This is a genomic window from Rhizobium sp. BK060 (assembly GCF_014193145.1).
Lineage (GTDB): Bacteria > Pseudomonadota > Alphaproteobacteria > Rhizobiales > Rhizobiaceae > Rhizobium.
In genome coordinates this window covers 149,424-168,006 of the sequence record NZ_JACHYW010000004.1, presented here as the reverse complement: position 1 = coordinate 168,006, position 18,583 = coordinate 149,424, and the positions used below count along the sequence as shown (strand labels likewise).

The window sequence follows — 18,583 nt, the reverse complement described above, 5'->3', positions numbered from 1 at the left end:
GGACTAAGGCGTGACAAGCGGACCTGAAAGCTCGCGGCGCGCGTTAAGCGGCAAAGTTCGATGCTGCCGACATGACTTCTTCGGGCGCCGGTACGCCGAACATATGACGCCCCTCGTCGGCGACCTCCGTGAAACACCATCTGATGACGCCATCACGGTCGAGCAGGAATTCGCCGACCAATTGGCCCTCGCCCGTTGCGATCATGCGCTTGTCATCGTCGGTGAATTCGTAGCCATCGGCATTGTCGAGGTATTCGACAGCCGCCATCGGAGCCATCGGCTCAGGCAGATCGGGCATGTTGACGCGCATCGAGGTGAGCGTGTCGAGGCTGACCTTGTAAGGCCATACTGTCTCCGATTGTGTGAATTCGAGATTCGGAAGCCCGAAGGCACGATGCGATATTCGATCAGGATCGGACGCCGCCACCAGATTGGGCAAGGGGTGATAACGGAAATAGAGGCGCGCCCGATCGATGGGGGTGTTGACGATCGTCAGGCTCTCGACGCCCTTTTGCTGGAGATCGCCGGCAAGGCTCGCCATCGAGGCGATTTGCCGCCGGCAGAACGGACAGTGGAGCCCGCGAAACAGACCGATCAGCACGGGCTTCTGCCCGCGGAAGTCATCGATCGAAATTTTGCCCTGACGCGTGATCGCATCGAGAACGACGTTTGGCGCGCGGTCTCCGGGCTGCAGCGGTCTTTCGCTTTGACTTTCGGGCATGGCACCCTCCCTCGCTTGCGCATCGGCCGAAGGCCGAGCAGAAGAACAAAATTGCGAAAACTCAGCACTTTACCTGCCGGCATTGAATCAATCCAGGAAGGGCAGTACGACCAGTGCGTCGGGATCCAGCCCATGCCTGACGCAAACATCCTGGGCGAGTGAAAAGTATCGCTCGGCCTCGGCCATGTCGTCCTTTTCAAGGTTCAACGTCGCAAGCCCATCATAGCATGGAAACAGGAGCTGCGGTTCGCCGATTTCGCGCGCGAGCTGAAGCGCTTCCTCATAATAGTTCCAGGCGAGATCCGGTTTGCCGTGACATTGATGGATCTGTCCGAGCACGATGAGCGGCACCGCCAGATGATCGCGTTGGTCCAGCGCCCGGTCGATCTCGATCGCCCTCTCCGCCGCCGGAACTCCCTCCTTGGCGCAGTTGTCCGTGAAGGTGCAGCAAGCGACAGCGAGATTGGCACAGAGACGAGCCTGAAAGCCGAGATCGGAAATCCGCGTGGCGACCTCCAGGCCTTGGCGGCACACATCGATGGCGCGCGCCGGATCGACGATCGTGTAGAGCACTCCCAGATTGGAATAGGCGCGGCACGCAGCGCTCAACAAGCCGGCCGCCTCGGCGACCTCCAGGCTTCGCTCGACCTCGCGCACGGCCTCGCGGTGCCGCCCCAGCCGCGCCAATGCCACACCCTTGGTATTGAGCGCCTCCGCGCGCACCTGCGCGGATTCCGAGGCAGCCGAACCTGCCCCATCGATCGCCGCTGTGTCGAGGCAGGATAGCGCATCATCGGCCCAGCGTGCTGCCGCGCTTTGATCGCCCATTCGGAAGGCAAGATGCCCCCGCTCCTGAAGAAGATGGGCAAGCTCAATCGGCGCATTGCTCTCGCCGAGCAGCGAAGCTGCCTGGGCATAGTCGGCATCGGCAAGATCGCTTCTGCCGGCGGCGAGATTGAGACGGCCAAGCTTTCGCAGGATCCGTGCCGCACCAGGCCGATCACCAGCCTTCCTTAAGGTCGCCAGTACGCGCCCGTAGTGTTCACGTGCTATGTCCCGCTCTCCCGCCGGGCCGCATAGATCGGCGAACCGCTCAGAAAGGGCAAGCAATTGCGAACTGGCCTGCGGATCTTCCGAAATCGCCCCGAGCGCTTCGCGGTAGAGACGCATCGCATCGTCATTGGCGTAAATCTTGCGGGCCAGATCGCCCGCCGCCATGAGATATTGCACACCCTCACTCGTCTCGCCCGCCCGGCAGTAGTGACGGCCGAGCTGTGCAATGTCCTCAAGCCGATCTGGTGTCCCATGATGGATCCGCTTGATCGCAGCGCCGATGCGCGCGTGCAACTGCTTGCGACGCTGTAGCAAGAGATTGCTATAGATGGCATCGTGCAATAGCTGTTGTGGAAAGCGATAGGACGTTGCCTTGGTCGCAGCAGCGCCGGGCGTCTCCTCCACGATCTCAGCCTGGCAGAGATAGTCCAACCCATGCTCAACGCGCGCTGTATCGGATGCGACGGCGCGAAGTAGCGCGAGATCGAAGCGCGGACCGATGACAGCGGCTTCCTGCGCCAAGCGCTTGATTTCGGGCGGCAGACGGTCGACGCGCGCAAGCAGCATCGCCTGCAGGCTCATCGGTATCTCGGTTCCCATTTCAGCGCTGGCGACACTCCAACATCCGTCCTCAAAGTGCAGCACGCCCGTCTCGATCAAGGCCCGGACGATCTCCTCGATGAACAGCGGATTGCCGCCCGCTCTCGCGAGAATTCGTGAGCGCGTTTTTGCAGGCACCGAACTGTCTATGCCGAATAGCTGGGCCAGCAGTGCCTCGCCGTCCCCAACCGAGAGCGGCGCGAGCCGCATGAGCGTACGGTTGATCCGGCTCGACTCCAGGCCCTCGCCTTCAGCAACCGACCGCCCTGTCGTCAGCATCATCAGGCGCGTTCGCTCCAGCCTGTCCAGCACGAAGCGAAGCGCCTCGATGGAAGCAGCATCCGCCCAGTGAAGATCCTCGACGACAAGCAACAGCGGACTGAGCGCCAGGCGCCGCTCGAAGAGCGTGCGCGTTGCGTAAAAGATCTGCCGCCGTAGCTGCTCCGGCTCGACATGGCGCAGCGCTCCATCGGGATCTCCCAGGCCAAGGACGTAAGATAAGAGCGGTGTCAGACCGGCGACCTCGCTCTCGCTAAAGCCGAGGTCGATCAATCCTGATGCCAGCAGTTCCGCAGTCCGGGCTGCCGTTTCCCGCTCGGCTATCCCGTAAGCGCTGCGCAGTACGGATGCGAGCGTGCCGTAGGACTGCTCGCCGAGTGGCGAACAGACGGCGCGGCGCACAACAACGTGACGAAATCGCTCTCCCTCAGCCACGGTCGCGAGGAACTCCTTGACCAGCCTTGACTTGCCGATACCGGCCTCGCCGATGAGCTGGACAAGCTGCGCATTTCCGCCACAGGCAGAATCCAAACAATCGGACATCCGCGACAGTTCCGCGTCACGCCCGATAAGTTCGGCGTGTAGTCCCAGGCTCTCTAGTCCGCGCGCTGCATGGGGCGTCTCCATCCGCCCGATGAGACGATGCACCTGCACATTGCCCGCCTTCCCGCGAAGCGCCAGAGAGCCGAGATTTTCGAAGGCAAACGCATGCCGCGTCAGGCGCCAGGTCACCGGCCCGACCAGAATCTCGCCCGGGCCTGCCATGGTTTGCAGTCGTTGAGCGGTGTTCACCGTGTCGCCGGTCACCGAATAGGAACGCGCTGCCGCCGCCCCAAAGCCGCCGCTGACCACCGGTCCGGTGTTGATGCCGACATGCAGCTGCAGCGGGTCACCACCAGCCAGATTCAGCCATTTGGCGCCAAGACGGTCAGCGCCTGCAATCATGTCGAGCGCTGCGCAAAGCGCACGATCGGGATCATCCTCGTGCGCCGAAGGCGCACCGAACAGAGCAAGCAGCGCGTCGCCGACGAACTTGTCGACAAAGCCACCGTAAGCTTCCACCGCGTGCGTCAATTCTTCGAACAGCTCGTTTTGCAGCGAGCGCATCAGTTCGGGGTCGGTTCTCTCGCTAAGAGCAGTGAAGCCACAAAGATCAGCAAACAAAACGGTCAGCGGCCGTCGGTCGGCGACATCGTCGAGTGACGACACAGGCGCAAGGGGCCGCGGCACCTCTGCTGGAGCCGTGGGGCTCTCAGGCCGACCAACGGCCGTTCCGCACTTCGGGCAAAAGGCAAAACCGGGTTGGCAGGCCTCACCGCAGGCGACGCATACTACAGGTTGTCTTGCGCCGCACTTGGGGCAGAACGCAAAACTGCTTTCGATCGCAAAACCACAGGCGGCACAATTCATCGGCCTGCCTCTCGGACGCGTACCGCCCCTCACCTGGAGCCGACGCTAGAAGACAGCATGAACCTGCCTGGGGTGACCCGCAAGAGCCATCCGTGCCTAGAGCTCAGTCCGCGCCCTTGACGACCTGGCCGTTGATCGTGACAGATCCGTTTCGCGCAACGCTGATATCCCAGCGCTGGCGTCCATCGGGATCCGTCTTTGCAAAACCCTTGGCCATCATCAAGCCAAACGAAACCTGATTGAGATCGGCATTGGTCTTTGCAAGCTCCTGAACGGCGGCGATCGTCTTGTCGAGGTCACGGGCCAGAACCGTCGCGTCCATGGAATAGTCTTTGGACGAGTCGATCCGTCCCCGAATTTTTCCGGAAATCTCGGCATCGTAAACACTTGAGACCGCGCTGATCTTCGGGAAATCCATCACCAGCTCGCCGCCCTTGAAGAGCCGCTCGGCCGCCTTCTTGCCGCTGTCCTGCGATACGGCGCCGCCGGTGAAATCAACTTTGAGAAACTCGTCGCCGAAGGCCGCGAAATCCATGTCGGCAATGGCGAACTGCAGCTGCAATTCCTGTGGCACGAAAGCCGAATAGGCCGCAGGAACGATGGGGCTCGCAAAGCTGATCTGCTCCGCAGTCACACCGACGCCGAAACGAGTGGCATCGGCTGGACCGTCGAGCGTGACCTCGTAACCGACGTTCTTCGCACCACCGTTCCCTGCAGCGCTCGAGACCGTTAGATTATTAAGGCCAATCGTTTCGTTGAAGCTCGTGAGCAACGGGAACGCATCGCGAAGCATCGCCTTCAACTTGTCGCTGTCCGCAGTGGCAAGCTTCTTTTCATCAGCGTGGTCGATCGCGAACATGATGATGTCGCGAACCTTGTTCGCAGGCAGGCCGTTCACCGCCGCGGCAAAATCAAATGCGTCGGCGCGAATTTCGACCGGAGGCACCTCACGGCTGCTGATCGTCTCGATGAATCCGGTGGCGGAGCCGCTGGTGGCAAAGTTCGTCGTACCAGCTGCGGCGCCCTCCGACGACGTCACCTTGTACTTCATGCCGTCAAAGCTGGCACGGACCTCCTCGGCTTCGGCCTTCGACGAAAAGTTGACCGCCTTCGTGGAGAAGTCACCCGAGCGGAAATAGCTGATCGCCGGGTCGAAAATGCCGCTGAACGCGAAGCTATCGATGGCGTAGGTAAAATCCGTTCTCGGCTGTCCCGGCGCCTTGAAGTTGCCGGAAACATTGAGGGAATTGTTCCCTTCGACGCTCCACAGGCCGGCATCCTGCGGTGCCGCGAACATCGACCAGGGCGCCAAGCCGGTGATCGAAAATCTGCTCGAATCGATCTTCTTCAGGAGCTTCGCGAAATCATAGATGATCTCGTAGCGTGTCCCTGCCGGATTCACGGTCACGAAGCCGTCTTTCGCCACGCTCCTCGGCAGCAGCTTCGTCAGGCTTTCTTCGACCTGTTTCGCCCCTGCCTGGTTGATGTCGGCGGCGTAGGCTCCGGATGCCAGAGCGATCGCGATCGTGCTCGTTGCCGCAATGAGATTGAGCCGCATACCTGAATTCCTCCGCCGCTTGCGTTTTGCCAGCATGTGAGGTTTCCGGGCGGCGGATGTCAAGCTGTGTTGCAGCGCCGCGGTCAGGCCGCGGCGTCGGTCTTAGCGGCGTGCGCCGGACCATCTGCTGCGACTGTATTGTCGGCATTGACGAAGGCCTCGATGTCGGGACGCGGCATCGGCTTTCCGAAAAGGAAGCCCTGCACCTGCAGGCAACCTTCGCGGCGAAGGAAATCGACATGCTCCTCTCGTTCCACGCCCTCGGCGAGAACCGGAATATCAAGGCTCTGCGCTAGAATAAGCGTCGAGCGGACAATCGCAGCTGACTGTTTGTTGGTGACGACGCCATCGACGAAGGCACGATCGATCTTGATCTTGTCGAACGGGAAACTCTGCAACGTCGACAGCGAGGAGTAACCGGTGCCGTAGTCGTCCATTGCCACCTTGACGCCAAGCGCCTTGAGCCGCCGGATCGCATTCAGCGCATGCCCATGGTCGGCAATGATGCCGGATTCCGTAATCTCGAGCTCGAGCCGCGCTGCCACCAGCCCCGTTTCCATCAGGACCTGATGCACGATCTGCGGCAGACGGCTATCGGCGAGCTGCTGGGCCGCCACGTTGACCGCTATATTCAACGGGTTCTTCCAGCTGGCCGCTTCGACGCAAGCACTGCGCAGCACCCATTCGCCGAGTTCCATGATGAACCCCGTCTTCTCGGCGATCGGGATGAATTCCGCCGGCGAGATATAGCCGCGCGTCGGATGCTTCCAGCGCAGCAGCGCTTCGAAACCCAGCACCTCGCGCGTCACGGTATCGTTCTGTTGTTGATAAAACAGTTCGAATTCACCCTTCTTCAGTCCTTCGCGCATCTCGATCGCCAGCGCACTTCGTTCCCGCGCTGCCTCGTCCATCGAGGGATCGTAGAAGCAGATGCTGCTTCCCACCGTCGTCTTGGCGCGGTACATGGCGACATCGGCCTGCGAAAGCAGGTCATCGACGGTGCGCGCCCTGTCCGGGAAACTGGAAATGCCGATGCTGGATCCGACGCTGAGCGATTGGCCGTTCCACTCCACAGGTCGCTCGATCTCGTCGAGCAGGTGTTGTGCTATGCTCCTGGCCTCCGAACGGCCAGCGTGATCGCGCATCACGACCACGAATTCATCACCGCCGACGCGGGCTGCAAACTGTCCCTTCTGCATGACCTTCGCCAGCCGCTCGCCGATCGCCCGGAGCACGGCGTCGCCAGCCGCATGACCGTGGACGTCGTTGATTTCCTTGAACCGATCAAGGTCGAAGCAGAGGACCGCGACGTTCCAGCCGATTTCATGGGTGTTTTTGGTCGAGGTCGCCAGATGTTCGTTCAGCGCCGAGCGGTTTGCGAGGTTCGTCAGCGGATCGTGAAGCGACAGATGGCGGTAGCGGGCCACGGCCGCTTCCGTCGACTGCATGTCGATGATGTAGGTGGAGGCGCCGAGAAGCAGGATGATGATCATGACTGCGCCAACTAGGCTGGTCATCACGCCGACGGAGAGAATCTCGCGGGGAACGGACGCGGTCGCGTCGGGGACGATCGTCATGCCTGCCATGCCGAGGAAATGCGTCGAAACGATTGCAAGGATCAGCGGCAGGGCGGCGCCGAGCGGGCTGAAACGTGTCGTCGGGCGAGCAACCCGGCTCGTCACGAAGGCGCCGAACCCGGCCGCTGCAATCAGCGAGCAGATGACATAGACGCTGCTCCACTGGATATCCCCGGCCACCCTGTAGCCGGCGATGCCGACATAGTGCATGGCTGCCACGCCAAGTCCAACGATGGCGCCGCCGGCCTCGACAAGCGCGTCCCGGCTTCGCATCGAGGCCACGGTAAAGCCGATCATCGTGGAGGCGATGCCGATGAAAAGCGACAGCAGCGTCAAATCGGGCTCATAACCGCTGAGCGCCGGCGCGCGAAACCCAAGCATGGCAATGAAATGGGTCGTCCAAATCGTCGCACCGCCTACGAAGCCCGACAGGAAAAGCCAATTGAATCTCTGCAGTCCTTGCGTGCGCCGAACCCGCGAAAAAAGCCGCACCGTCAGCAAGGACCCAAGCAGGCAGATAACGGTTGCGAAGATCAGATGCGGCCAGCTGTGTTCGGCAACAATGCAGGTAAGGAGACGAGGCATCGAAGGGACCAGGTTACGTTTTGGCCTTCATAGCCGCCGTGACATTCTGTATTCCTTAATCTCGCGCGAAATCCGGCTATATGGTTAAGCTTTCGCGATCCGCTTCAACTTCTGGAATCGCCCGAACGACACCACTCGCCAGCAGCTTGTCCGAAATCGTTGCTGCTGCCGCTGGCAAGGCACCAGCTTGCCTTTCCGTCGCATCTATACTATAGCGCACGCGTCCGCGCAGACACCCTTGGAGGCAACGCGGATGAGGATGGGGTAACCCGCCTCCAGTTCCGCGGCAAGCATTGGCCTCCGCGGGGCTCTCCAAATAACCTCGGAAGGAAAAGTCATGAGCCACGAAAGCTACGAGCTCAAGGCCGAGGCGCGCGAACGGGTTGGTAAGGGGTCCGCCCGTGAACTTCGCCGCAACGGTTTGATTCCCGCTGTCATCTATGGTGACAAGCAGGCCCCCATTTCTATCGCTCTCAGCACCAATGAGGTGACGAAGCGCATTCACGCAGGTGGCTTCATGACCACCATCGCGACCATCGAAGTCGACGGCAAGAAGTACAAGGTTCTGCCGAAGGACTATCAGCTCGATCCGGTCCGCGACTTCACGATGCACGTGGACTTCCTGCGCGTTTCCGGCAACACCCAGGTTACCGTTGAAATCCCGGTTCACTTCGTCAACGAAGAAAAGTCCCAGGGGCTCAAGGCTGGCGGCGTTTTGAACATCGTTCGTCACGAAATCGAAGTGCAGTGCCCGGCCGATGCGATCCCGGAATTCTTCAACGTTGACCTGAGCGGCAAGAAGATCGGCGACAGCATCCACATCTCCGACCTCACCCTGCCGAAGGGTGTAGCGCCGGTTATCGCCGACCGCGACTTCACGATCGCAACGATCATCGCCCCGGCTGGCGGCGTTGACGAAACGGTCGAAGAAGAAGGCGAAGCCGAAGCCTGATCGCTTCCATAATTTGTAAAGCATAAGGCCCGCTTTCTCGCGAAAGCGGGCCTTTTCATTTGCACGCGAGGAGCCTGTTTCAGCAACATTTAATACATTTCATGGAAGCATGCCGGTAGGTTTTTAAAGACCGACGGGCGTAGAAAACCGTGAGCGCAAAGTGCGGCTGGGGGCAAACGGAACAATGAACAATTCCGTTGAAAATCGTTTTTTAGCAATCATTTGCGGGGCTTTGCTCCTGTTCGTTGCTCCACTGTTCGTCCTTTTCCTCGTTCTTTCGTCCGAGCGCGCAGACCAGGAAATACGCGACCATATCTCGGTTCTTCTTGTCGCCAATTCTCAGGCGCTCGCAAAGCCGCTCTGGGACCTCGATGATGACAGCGTAACCCAGATCAGCGCGACGATCGTTTCGCAGGGCGCCATCGTCAAGGTTCAGGTCCGGGATCAATCCGGTCAGCTCGACGTGACGCAGTCGACAATACCGAAATCGTTCAACGGCAATCTCGTCCAGGTATCGCGCGCGATCATATACAACACCATCGACGGCCCGAAGAATTTAGGCAGCATCTCCGTCTTCTATCCGGCGCTTGGCTTGTTCTCCGGCCTCAAGCACGAAGAGGTCGTCTTCATGTCGATCTTCATCTTCGCGGTGCTTGCGGTCTTCAGCGCGGCACTGATCGGCAATCGCATTTTCATTATCCGGCCGCTGATGCGCCTTACGGCAGCCGTCGAGGCGACCCGCCAGCTCGGCTCGCGGCATCACGTCAACTGGCAGTCAAACGACGAGATGGGCCGCCTGGCACGCGGCTTCAACGAAATGCAATCGAAGCTCGAAAGCGAGGAACGCGAACTGAAGCTCGCGCATCGCCGCGCTGTCGACATCTACGACCTGACGCCGGCCATGCTGTTCTCGCTCGATGAGGATGATCGCATAACGGCTGTTAGCGACTACTGGCTCGTCGCGACCGGCTACGACCGGCTGCGCGTGATCGGCTGCAGGTTCGCAGACCTTGTGACATCAGATACGCGCGAAGCCTTCCTGAAGCGCAAGAACGACCTCGACGGCGGCGCCGCAGTCGACGTGACGGTAAAGTTCATATGCGCCGACCGCCGCCTCATGGATGTTCTCATCCTGGAATCGACGGCAGCCACGACGGGGTATGACCGACTTTCGCTATCGGTGATGACCGATGTCACAGAGCTGAAAGCATCCGAGGCGCGCAACCACCAGCAAGCGATCCGGGATCATCTGACCGGCCTGCTGAACCGTCAGGGATTCGAGTCGGTGCTCGACGCCAAGATCCGTGAAGCGGATGCGGTCGGCCAGGAACTTGCCTGCCTGTTCGTCGATCTCGATCGCTTCAAGTGGATCAACGACAATCTCGGCCACGCCGAGGGCGACAAGGCGCTCCGCGCGTTTGTTGACCGGTTGAAGACGCATCTGGCGCCATCGGATCAGGCGGCCCGCCTCGGTGGTGACGAATTCGCGATCCTTCTGCCGGCAAAGGATGCGGCCCGCAGGGCAAGCGCGATGGCTGAGCAGATCGCCTCCATCTTCATCGAGCCGTTCGGCCCGGACCTGCATCTGAGTGCCAGCGTTGGCATCGCCATTTACCCACGCCATGCCGCCAACGCCGCCGAGCTGCTGCAGAAATCCGACATGGCCATGTATGCCAAGAAGCGTGATGGCAAGAACGGCGCGCAGCTCTTCGACGCCAGCATGGTGGACCACACAAGGGCGCGCGCCGAAATCGAAAGCTGCATCGAAGCCGGCCTCGCCGATGATTGGTTCGACGCCTACCTGCAGCCGATCGTCAACCTGAACGGACGCGGCGTTGCCGGCTTCGAGGCCCTCATGCGCCTCAACCATCCGCAAAAGGGTCTGATGGCACCGACAAAAATCATCAATGTCGCGGAGGAAACCGCAAAGATCGTGCGCGTCGGCAACGTCATCATGGAAAAGGCGATCGCCCATCTTGCGGTCATCTCCCGCCTCCCCGGCATGCAGGACAGCTATCTCGCCATCAACTTCTCGCCACTGCAATTCGAAGCCGCTTTGCCCGCGCGGCTTGCCGCATTGCTCGGCCGCCACGGCATCCGCCCTCAGCGCATCGTCGTGGAAATCACAGAGGCGGTGCTGATGCACAACAATCCACAAATCCGCACTGTTGTCGCCGAGATGCGCCGCTTCGGCTGCCGGATTGCCCTCGACGACTTCGGCACGGGCTATTCGTCGCTGAGCTATCTCAACCGCTTCCCGGTCGACATCATCAAGATCGACCAGTCCTTCACGCAGTCGATCAACGACGCCAACGACGACGTTCGCGAGAAAAGCCGCACGCTGGTGGAAAGCATCACCACGCTCTCTCACAAGATGGGCTGCATCGTCATTGCCGAGGGCATCGAGACCGAGGACGAATGCCAGACCTTGCACGAAATGGGCCTCGACTTCGGCCAGGGATACCTGTTCCATCGCCCGCAGCAAGCCGCGGCTCTGATCGAGCGTCTGTCTGCGACTGAGCAGCTTATTGCGCGGGCGTCTTGAACACAGAAAGGCAACACGATGAAAAAGCTGCTGCTTGTCACTCTTTTGAGCATCTCCGCCTCCACAAAAGCCATTGCAGCCGGCGTTATACTCGCCACCGAGGAATACCCTCCCTTCAGCTATCGTGATGGAAAGACAATCAAGGGCGCCTCGGTCGAGCAAGTCGAAAAGGTGATGAAAGACGCCGGTATCGACTACAAGATCGCGATGATGCCTTGGGCCAGGGCCTATAATCTCGCCCAGACCACGCCTATGAGCTGCGTCTTTACGACCGCTCACAGCGCCAAGCGCGACCCTATGTTCACGTGGGTCGAGCCCTTGCTGGTCGATCGCAACATCCTCATCACCAGGTCCGGGTCAGGCGTGACAGCCAAGAACCTTGAGGAAGCGAGGCAATATACCATTGGAACACAGCGCGAAGATTATACAGAGGCGACGCTGAAGGAGAACGGTTTCACCAAGCTCGACGTCGCCACCGACTTCAACGCCACACTGCGCAAGCTGCTCAATGGTCGCATCGACATGATGCCGATCTCCGAGATCTACTTCACCAAACTCAAGACGGAGCAGCCTTTGGAGAAGGTCACGGTGCTCTCCACCCAGCCGATGGGGATAGCCTGCGAAAAGAACTTCCCTAGCGACCTGCTGGCCAGGATGCAGGAAGCCTTGGACAATCTGATTGCCGATGGCACGCAGAAAACCATCTTCACCAGGTATGGCCTTAGCTCCGAAAACTGATTTTTCTGCGGTTATGGCCTCTGCGCCTTGACTTTGACGCCGTTTCGCGGTGGTGAACGCATAAGGCACATTGCAAGGAACGAACGAGCCATGCTGATCATCGCGGGCCTCGGCAATCCCGGCGGCAAGTACGTCGGAAACCGCCACAATATCGGCTTCATGGCCGTCGACGCGATCTATCGCCGCCATAATTTTCCGCCTTGGTCGAAGAAGTTTAAGGCTGAGATCGCCGAGGGCGAGATCGCGGGCGAGAAGGTGCTGCTTATCAAGCCGCAGACCTACATGAACGTTTCAGGTGAAGCCGTCGGCGAAGCCATGCGCTTTTATAAACTGCAGCCCGCCGACCTCGTCGCGATCTATGACGAACTCGACCTGCCGTCCGGCAAGGCGCGCCTCAAGACGGGCGGTGGTCATGGAGGCCATAACGGCATCAAGTCGCTGGACGCGCATTGCGGCAAGGACTATCGCCGGCTGCGGCTTGGCATCGGACACCCCGGCGTCAAAGAGCTCGTGCAGCATCACGTCCTCGGCGACTTCGCCAAGGCCGATCAGGCGTGGCTTGAGCCACTGCTTGACGCCCTCGCCGACAACGCTGACATGCTTGTCCGCAAGGAAGACTCTCAGCTGATGAACAAGCTGGCGCTGGCGATTGGCGCAAAGGCCGACGAGGAAAAGCCGAAGCTGGAGAAGAAGCCAGCGGCCAAGTCCCATATCCACCAGGCCCGCAATCACAATCAGCCAAAGCTGCCTGCAACTGGGCCAATGGCCGAAATGCTGAAGAAGATGTTCGGCAACAAGGGCGATTGAGCATGTCTGCCGGCGAACTCGTCATGCGCGCTGCCGAGATTGGTGATCTGCCGCGCCTGCTTGCCCTCTACCATGAGCTCAACCCAACTGATCCAGTCATGGACCGCGCACATGCCGAAGAACGGTTTCAAGCGATCCTCGCACAGCCCGGCATGACGATTTTCGTCGGCGTTGCGGGTCAGGCTGCCGCGGCGTCGGTAACGCTGGTCATCGTCCCTAATCTGACCCGGAATGGCGCGTCTTATGCTCTGATCGAGAACGTTGTCACTGCTGCTCGCTTCAGGCAACGCGGCTACGGACGAGCGTTGATCCAGTGCGCCATCGAAGCCGCCTTTAAGGCCGGCTGCTACAAGGTGATGCTCCTGACCGGCTCGAAGGATCCGGCAACGCTACGTTTCTACGAGAATTGCGGCTTCACGCAGGACAAGACCGGCTACCAGATCCGGCGCTGACGACTATTCCTCCGGCTCCGCCGTCAACATCAGAGGAAAGCCGGCGTCCTTGGCATAGTCCATCGCCTCCTTGACCTTGGTCTCGGCGATATCCTTCGCGCAGACCACAACGACGCTCGATCCGAGCTTGTGCGCGGTCATCATGACGCGGTAGCCAGTCTCCTCGCTCATACGGAAAACAGCCTTGAGGATCATCACCACGAATTCACGCGGCGTGTAGTCGTCATTGAAGAGAATGACCTTATAGAGCTTCGGCCGATCCAGCTTCGGTTTCGACTTTGTCTTCGGTTTAAGGGCAATATCGTTGTCACTCATCGGAAACCCACCCGTTGATGACATGGAAAGGCGAGAACAGTTCGCCATATCTATATTGCACCGCAAAGGCGGCGTTCAACCCCTGAGAATGCAAGAGACTTGCGCGAAGAGCTTGACCGCAAGGCGCGTTTTATCCCATAGCCAGCACCAACGAATTCAAGAACAGCAGGTTTCAGGCCATGGGCTTTAAATGCGGTATCGTCGGTCTGCCGAATGTCGGCAAATCGACACTCTTCAACGCGCTCACCAAGACGGCGCAGGCGCAGGCGGCGAACTATCCCTTCTGCACGATCGAACCGAACACCGGCGAAGTCGCCGTCCCCGATCCGCGCATGCAGAAGCTCGCAACGGTCGCCGGCTCCAAGGAAATCATCCCGACCCGCATCTCCTTCGTCGATATTGCCGGCCTGGTGCGCGGAGCGTCGAAGGGTGAAGGCCTCGGCAACAAGTTCCTCGCCAATATCCGCGAAGTCGATGCCGTCGTGCATGTGCTGCGCTGCTTCGAAGACGACGATATCACCCACGTCGAGGGCCGCATCAACCCGGTCGGCGATGCCGACACGATCGAGACCGAGCTGATGCTCGCCGACCTCGAGAGCCTTGAGCGCCGCGTCGAGCAGACCCGCAAGCGCGCCGCCAGCAAGGACAAGGATTCGCTGACGCAGCTCCCTGTCATGGAAGCCGTGATCAAGCTGCTGAACGAGGGCAAGCCTGCACGCCTGCTTCTCAAGACGCTGGCGCTTGAGGAGATCGAGATCCTCAAGGGCCTCAACCTCCTGACCTCGCATCCGGTGCTCTACGTTTGCAACGTCGCGGAAGCCGACGCTTCGACCGGCAACGAGCACACCAAGGCCGTGGCCGCCATGGCTGAGAAGCAGGGCGCCGAATGCGTCGTCATCTCGGCCGCGATCGAATCCGAAGTGGCCCAACTTCCCGACGAGGAAGCAGCCGAGTTCCTTTCGGCGCTCGGCCTCGAGGAAGCCGGTCTCGACCGACTGATCCGCGCCGGTTACCACCTGCTCGACCTGATCACCTATTTCACCGTCGGCCCCAAGGAAACGCGTGCCTGGACGATCGTGCGCGGCACCAAGGCGCCTGCCGCCGCCGGCGTGATCCACACCGACTTCGAACGCGGCTTCATCCGCGCCTTCACCATCGCCTATGACGACTACATCAACTTCAAGGGTGAAGTCGGCGCCAAGGAAGCCGGCAAAGGTCGCGACGAAGGCAAGGAATATGTCGTCCAGGACGGCGACGTCATTCACTTCCGCTTCAACACCTGAGACGCAACCGGAGCGACTGCCGCCTATGCCGGCGGCAGTTTCTCCTGCATGGCAACCGGCAGCTGTCGCATGGCGAAGCGCCGAAGTGGCATCCATCCGGTGCCGATGACGAGCACGATCGCGCCGACGGTCAGAAGCGTGATGTAGATGTAGGTATCGACACGCGCGTCCCCCTGACGGAAGATGCCGTAGAGCGCAAAGCCCAGCGACAGCAATCCTGACGTCACGAATGCGCGCCGGTCGATGATCAGGCCGATCAGCATAAGCGCGACGACGGTCGCAACCACCACCGGCGTACGAAACGATACTGTCTGCAGCGCAGCGAGTGTGCCGCCGCTGAGACCGGCAAGCGAAATGATGCTGTAGAGCAATGCCGGTGCTGCGCCGAGATGAAGCCAGAAGGCAATATCGGAATTGACTGTACGACGAAGCGGGTCGCGCAGATCGAATTTCATGGCGAGTGCGAAAAGGCCGAGCGCGCATACGATCGCGGTGATCGACAACAAGACGGGATGATTGACCTCGAAGAGGGGATCGCCGGTGAGCCAGCCGAGCGCGCGCAAAACCAGCTGCAGAACAACCACCGCCGCCCCCATGATCGTCAGGGCAAGGGCAAGCGGGATGCGATAGAGCAGATAGAAGGCTCCGAGCACAACCGGAAAGGCGAGCGTGTACTGCAGTGCCACGTTGCCGCCAATCGCCATGACGGCAGAGTCTTCCAGCCAGCGCGCAGCCACGATTGCAGTCCAGACCGCAAGTGTGAGCGTCAGGACGACGGCAGGCAATGCCAGCCTCTGGCGTCGAACAAGGATCTCCGCAAGAACGACGATTGCCGGCAACACCGCAAAGAGCGAAGCGATGCCCCACAGCCCTGCCAGCGCCACGATGATGCCGATCGTTATGAGCACATCATGAAAGCCGCGCACGAAGCTCGGCGTCTCTGTGTCTGAAAAAGGCGTTGGCTGCGCGCGAGGCTCCACCGGCTGGCCATCCGCCTTCACGCCGCGTTCGATCAGAAACGGCAAAAGCCGCTCGGCAGCATGGAGAGGAATGATACCCTTTCGGGTGGCCTCATCGAGGATCAACTTCAATTCTGGCATGTTCAAAATCTCGCGGGAATCCGGGAATCGTTGAGTCGCGTCGAATGGTATTGTAGTCGTTTGGAAACGCCTACGAGGGGAAGAAGAATTTGTCCGATCAGAAACTTGCCTTTGAAGATTTCCAGCCGGGGCGACGTTTTGCACTCGGCCCGAGGCCGGTAACGGCAGCGGAGATCATCGAGTTCGCCCGCGAGTTCGACCCGCAGCCGATGCATCTCGATGAGGCGGCCGGTCGCGCCAGCATCCTCGGGGGCCTGGCGGCATCCGGCTGGCATACGTCGGCGCTGTTCATGCGCATGATGGCGGAGAGCTTCCTCATCAACTCGTTTTCGCAAGGTGCGCCCGGCGTCGATTTCATGGAATGGCGAAAGCCGGTCCTTGCCGGAGACACGCTTTCCGGTCATTCGACGGTCATGGAGACCCGTGCGCTGCGCTCAAGGCCCGGCATCGGCATGGTGAAGTTCCGCCACGAGGTTGAGAATCAAAAAGGCGAACGCGTCTGCTTGGCCGAGAATTCGATCATGTTCGTCCTGCGTGAAGCGCTGGAGAAGACCGCATGATCATGACGGAACACTACGCCAGCGGCGAGAAGACCGAAATCGGCAGCTACGTGTTCACGGCCGAACGGATCGTTCACTTTGCCGAGCGCTTCGACCCTCAACTGTTTCACTTGGACGCGGAAGCTGCAAAGGCTACGCTCTTTGGCGGTCTCTGCGCTTCGGGATGGCACACTTGCGCGGCTTGGATGAAGACCTTCGTCGCCTATTGGAATGCAGAGTGCGCGCGACTGGCGAGTGAGGGCATCAGGCCGCCGAAACTCGGCCCCTCCCCGGGATTCCAAGCGCTTCAGTGGCTGCGGCCGGTCTTCGCCGGCGAGGAAGTGACCTACTTCGTCACGCTTCTTTCAAGTCGCCCCCTGGCGTCGCGTCCGGGACGTCGGCTGAACACGATCCTCTGCGAGGGAACGATCGCTGACGGCACCCCGGTCATCCGGTTCGAAAGCACCGTCATAGAATTCGAGTAGTCGCGGGCCTAGTGGCCCGCGAACTCCACCAGGGTACGGACGTCGACGCCAAGCTCTTCCAGCTTCCTGCGACCGCCGAGGTCCGGCAGGTCGATGACGAAGCAGGCGGAAACGACCTCCGCCCCCATCTGCCGCAGGAGCTGCGTGGCGGCCACTGCCGTCCCGCCGGTTGCGATCAGATCGTCGACGAGAATGACCTTCTCGCCGGGCTGGACGGCATCGCGATGCATCTCCATCTCGTCGACACCATACTCCAGGCTATAGGCGACGCGCACGGTATCGCGAGGCAGCTTGCCCTTCTTGCGGATCGGTACGAACCCGGCCGAAAGCTGATGCGCGACTGCACCGCCCAGAATGAAGCCCCGCGCTTCGGTTCCGGCAATCTTGTCGATCTTCAGGCCGGCATAGGGCTGCACCAGTTCGTCGACGGCACGGCGGAACGCGCGCGGGTTGCCGAGAAGCGTCGTGATGTCACGGAAGATAATGCCGGGCTTTGGGTAGTCCGGGATGGAGCGGATGCTCGCTGCAAGCTCCGAAATCGTTTCACTCATGGAGTATCCATATTCTGCAAGGCTTCAGTTCGGCTGCACCCTATCAATTGCCACTGTCGGAACCAACAAAAAAGGCGACCCGAAGACCGCCTTTCCCTAGAGTCTGGAGCGAAGCTCTCAGTGTTCCTTGTTCGCGTAGACCGAACGCTTCGTCAGGTAGATCAGTCCCGAGAAGATCAGCAGGAAGACCATGACCATGAAGCCGGTGCGCTTGCGGTCTTCGAGATGCGGCTCGGCAGCCCACATCAGGAAAGCCGAGACGTCCTTGGCATACTGATCGACCGTCGCCGGCGCGCCGTCGTCATAGGTCACCTGGCCGTCGGAAAGCGGCTTCGGCATTGCGAGAGCGGCAGCGCCGGCGAAGTACGGGTTGTAATGCGTGCCTTGGGCAACCTGTACGCCTGCCGGCGGCTGCTCGTCGTAGCCGGTCAGCAGCGAATAGATGTAGTCAGGACCGCCTTCCTGATAACCACCGACGAACGGGATCATGTCGATCAGGAACTGCGGGAAACCACGTTCAATGCCGCGCGCCTTGGCGATCAGCGAGAAATCCGGAGGAGCCGCGCCATTGTTGGCCGCTGCCGCCGCCTCGTGGTTCGGGAACGGCGACGGGAAATAGTCCGATGGAATAGCCTTGCGGGTGAACATGTCACCGCTGGCGTTCGGACCGTCCTGAACCTCGTAGTTGGCGGCAAAAGCCTTCACCTGAGCCTCGGAGTAGCCAAGAGCCCCAAGCGTGCGGAACGGCACGAGGCTCATCGAGTGACAGGCCGCGCAGACTTCGGCGTAGACCTTCAGACCGCGCTGCAGCTGACCCTTGTCATAGTGACCGGCCGGCCCGGCGAAGCTCCAGTGTTCGTGCTTCGGATGAAGCAGCGGATAGTGCGGCGTTTCGCTTTCGGCGTGTTGCGCCGGCTCGGCTCCGCCCGAGGCGGCTTCCTGGGCGAATGCCGCACCGCTCAGACCCGCAACGACAGCAAGCGACAGAATGCTTGTAACAAGCTTTTTCATGTTTCTCTTCCCTTCCCGTCGC

Annotated in this window: 16 protein-coding genes; 8 read left to right on the top strand and 8 right to left on the bottom strand. The window is 60.4% G+C overall.

What is annotated here, in order from left to right; translation table 11 throughout:
- Positions 1-43: 43 nt before the first annotated feature.
- The 4 genes from FHT71_RS06265 to FHT71_RS06250 form a co-directional block, all read right to left on the bottom strand.
- On the bottom strand, positions 44-721 hold the full coding sequence (locus tag FHT71_RS06265) for a peroxiredoxin-like family protein (RefSeq protein ID WP_007789978.1): 678 nt from the start codon (positions 719-721) through the stop codon (positions 44-46).
- Between the two features lie 87 nt (positions 722-808).
- Positions 809-4,063, bottom strand: a complete 3,255-nt coding sequence (locus tag FHT71_RS06260; RefSeq protein WP_183719281.1) for an adenylate/guanylate cyclase domain-containing protein — start codon at positions 4,061-4,063, stop codon at positions 809-811.
- A 103-nt stretch (positions 4,064-4,166) separates the two neighbouring features.
- The gene (locus FHT71_RS06255; RefSeq protein ID WP_183719279.1) at positions 4,167-5,621 is read right to left on the bottom strand and encodes a hypothetical protein; all 1,455 of its coding nucleotides are present in this window, start codon (positions 5,619-5,621) and stop codon (positions 4,167-4,169) included.
- A gap of 83 nt (positions 5,622-5,704) precedes the next feature.
- Complete coding sequence (locus tag FHT71_RS06250; RefSeq protein ID WP_132588776.1) at positions 5,705-7,783, bottom strand: EAL domain-containing protein; 2,079 nt, start codon at positions 7,781-7,783, stop codon at positions 5,705-5,707.
- A 337-nt stretch (positions 7,784-8,120) separates the two neighbouring features.
- Between FHT71_RS06250 and FHT71_RS06245 the strand changes: the two genes are divergently transcribed.
- The 5 genes from FHT71_RS06245 to FHT71_RS06225 all read left to right on the top strand — a co-directional run bounded on the left by FHT71_RS06245 (position 8,121) and on the right by FHT71_RS06225 (position 13,277).
- A complete protein-coding gene (locus FHT71_RS06245) occupies positions 8,121-8,735 on the top strand; it encodes a 50S ribosomal protein L25/general stress protein Ctc (protein WP_007789967.1) in 615 nt (204 codons plus the stop codon).
- A gap of 184 nt (positions 8,736-8,919) precedes the next feature.
- Positions 8,920-11,280: an EAL domain-containing protein gene (locus FHT71_RS06240; RefSeq protein ID WP_183719277.1), complete on the top strand. Its 2,361-nt coding sequence runs from the start codon at positions 8,920-8,922 to the stop codon at positions 11,278-11,280.
- Between the two features lie 18 nt (positions 11,281-11,298).
- Entirely contained in the window at positions 11,299-12,018 is a 720-nt protein-coding gene (locus FHT71_RS06235) for a transporter substrate-binding domain-containing protein (protein WP_132588779.1), read from the top strand.
- 90 nt (positions 12,019-12,108) lie between these two features.
- Positions 12,109-12,825 carry an aminoacyl-tRNA hydrolase gene (pth, locus tag FHT71_RS06230; protein ID WP_183719275.1) on the top strand — a complete coding sequence of 239 codons (717 nt, stop codon included), beginning with the start codon at positions 12,109-12,111 and terminating at the stop codon, positions 12,823-12,825.
- Positions 12,826-12,827: 2 nt separating this feature from the next.
- Positions 12,828-13,277, top strand: coding sequence for a GNAT family N-acetyltransferase (locus FHT71_RS06225; protein ID WP_183719273.1), 450 nt, complete (start codon positions 12,828-12,830; stop codon positions 13,275-13,277).
- Positions 13,278-13,280: 3 nt separating this feature from the next.
- Here FHT71_RS06225 and clpS read toward each other — a convergent pair whose 3' ends face one another.
- Positions 13,281-13,592, bottom strand: a complete 312-nt coding sequence (clpS, locus tag FHT71_RS06220; RefSeq protein WP_132588782.1) for an ATP-dependent Clp protease adapter ClpS — start codon at positions 13,590-13,592, stop codon at positions 13,281-13,283.
- 179 nt (positions 13,593-13,771) lie between these two features.
- On the opposite strand from clpS, the gene ychF reads away from it, so the two are divergent.
- Positions 13,772-14,875 carry a redox-regulated ATPase YchF gene (gene ychF / locus FHT71_RS06215; protein ID WP_007789956.1) on the top strand — a complete coding sequence of 368 codons (1,104 nt, stop codon included), beginning with the start codon at positions 13,772-13,774 and terminating at the stop codon, positions 14,873-14,875.
- Between the two features lie 23 nt (positions 14,876-14,898).
- On the opposite strand, the gene FHT71_RS06210 is transcribed toward ychF, so the two are convergent.
- Positions 14,899-15,975 carry a hypothetical protein gene (locus tag FHT71_RS06210; protein WP_183719271.1) on the bottom strand — a complete coding sequence of 359 codons (1,077 nt, stop codon included), beginning with the start codon at positions 15,973-15,975 and terminating at the stop codon, positions 14,899-14,901.
- A gap of 89 nt (positions 15,976-16,064) precedes the next feature.
- Here FHT71_RS06210 and FHT71_RS06205 point away from each other — a divergent pair, with 89 nt between their 5' ends.
- Both FHT71_RS06205 and FHT71_RS06200 read left to right on the top strand, forming a co-directional pair.
- Positions 16,065-16,535 (top strand): MaoC family dehydratase, encoded by a 471-nt coding sequence (locus FHT71_RS06205; protein WP_132588784.1) that lies wholly within the window; start codon positions 16,065-16,067, stop codon positions 16,533-16,535.
- Positions 16,532-16,999, top strand: coding sequence for a MaoC family dehydratase (locus FHT71_RS06200; RefSeq protein ID WP_183719269.1), 468 nt, complete (start codon positions 16,532-16,534; stop codon positions 16,997-16,999). The genes FHT71_RS06205 and FHT71_RS06200 overlap by 4 nt, the downstream gene beginning before the upstream one ends.
- An 8-nt stretch (positions 17,000-17,007) precedes the next feature.
- Here the strand turns inward: FHT71_RS06200 and FHT71_RS06195 are convergent, their stop codons facing one another.
- Entirely contained in the window at positions 17,008-17,550 is a 543-nt protein-coding gene (locus FHT71_RS06195; RefSeq protein WP_132588786.1) for an adenine phosphoribosyltransferase, read from the bottom strand.
- Positions 17,551-17,667: 117 nt separating this feature from the next.
- On the bottom strand, positions 17,668-18,561 hold the full coding sequence (locus FHT71_RS06190) for a cytochrome c1 (protein ID WP_132588787.1): 894 nt from the start codon (positions 18,559-18,561) through the stop codon (positions 17,668-17,670).
- Positions 18,562-18,583 lie beyond the last annotated feature (22 nt).